Annotated in this window: 1 protein-coding gene; it reads right to left on the bottom strand. The window is 67.2% G+C overall.

Going from position 1 to position 1,209, the window contains the following annotated elements:
• Window positions 1–34: 34 nt before the first annotated feature.
• Window positions 35–1,203, bottom strand: a protein-coding gene (locus D9599_RS30630) for an IS3 family transposase (protein ID WP_375373102.1) whose coding sequence is annotated in 2 segments (ribosomal slippage) — window positions 35–954 and window positions 954–1,203 — 1,170 coding nt in all. Because the reading frame shifts where the segments join, the coding sequence is not laid out codon by codon here.
• Between the last annotated feature and the right edge of the window lie 6 nt (window positions 1,204–1,209).

Below are 1,209 nucleotides of genomic sequence, written 5' to 3'. Positions count from 1 at the left end.
TGACCAGCCCCCACGAGGTGGCCCAAGCGGATTTTTAGTGGAGCATGGCTGCGGCCTGTCCTGAGCTGGTGGGGGGTTGTCCCACGGAGGACGGCAGGGGTGATGTGAGGAGCACCTCTGGCGCGGGCGGTCGGTAGCGCAGCGAGGAGTGCGGGCGGACGGTGTTGTAGTGCCGTTGCCATTGCTCGATGAGGACCTTGGCCTCGGCGAGCGTGTTGAACACCTCGGCGTTCAGCAGTTCGTCGCGCAGCTTGCCGTTAAAGCTCTCCACGTAGCCGTTCTCCCAGGGGCTGCCGGGCTCGATGAACGCTGTCTTCGCACCCACGCCGGTGATCCAGCCCTTCACGGCCGTGGCGGCGAACTCGGGCCCGTTGTCCGGACGAACATGGCTTGGCACGCCGCGCAGGATGAAAAGGTCCGACAGTACGTCGATGACGTCAGCGGCCCTGAGCTGGCGACCCACCCGGATTGCCAGGCACTCGCGGGTGTATTCGTCGACCACGTTCAGCAGGCGGAACTTGCGCCCGTCCCGGGTGCGGTCCTCGACGAAGTCATAGGCCCAGACATGGTTCGGCCGCTCCGGCCGCAGCCGCACGCAAGAGCCGTCGTTGAGCCACAGCCGCCCGCGCTTGGGCTGCCGGGCGGGTACCTTTAGGCCCTCACGCCGCCAGATGCGCTCAACCCGCTTGTGGTTGCACCGCCAGCCCTCGGCTCGCAGCAGGGCGGCGATCCGTCGGTAGCCGTACCGGCCGTACCGTTTGGCCAGGTGGATGATGCTTGCTGTCAGCGCCGCCTCGTCGTCCGCTGCGCGCGGCACCTTGCGCTGCGTCGAGCGGTGCTGCCTCAGCACCTTGCAGGCAAACCGCTCCGAGACGTCCAGCTTGCCGGTAACGTGCTCGACGCAGGCGCGACGACGGGCGGCGCTCACCAGTTTCCCGAGGCGGCTTCCTTCAGCACCAGCTTCTCGAGCGTCAGGTCCGCCACCGCCTTGCGAAGCCGTCCGTTCTCCTGCTCCAGTTGCTTCAGCCGCTTCACCTGATCCAGCTTCAGGCCGCCATACTCGCTCCGCCAGCGGTAGTAGCTCTGCTCCGTCACCCCGATCGCCCGCACCGCCTCGGCTGTGGTCTTGCCCTGCGCCAGCAACACCTCGACCTGCCGCAGCTTGGCCACGATCTCCTCCGGCTTGTGGTGCTTCCTTCCCATCCCAAC

Source organism: Roseomonas sp. KE2513 (assembly GCF_016107305.1).
In the GTDB taxonomy this organism is placed as follows: domain Bacteria; phylum Pseudomonadota; class Alphaproteobacteria; order Acetobacterales; family Acetobacteraceae; genus Roseomonas.
Note: the sequence above shows the minus strand (reverse complement) of the source record. Positions and strands in the feature narration are given on the sequence as shown.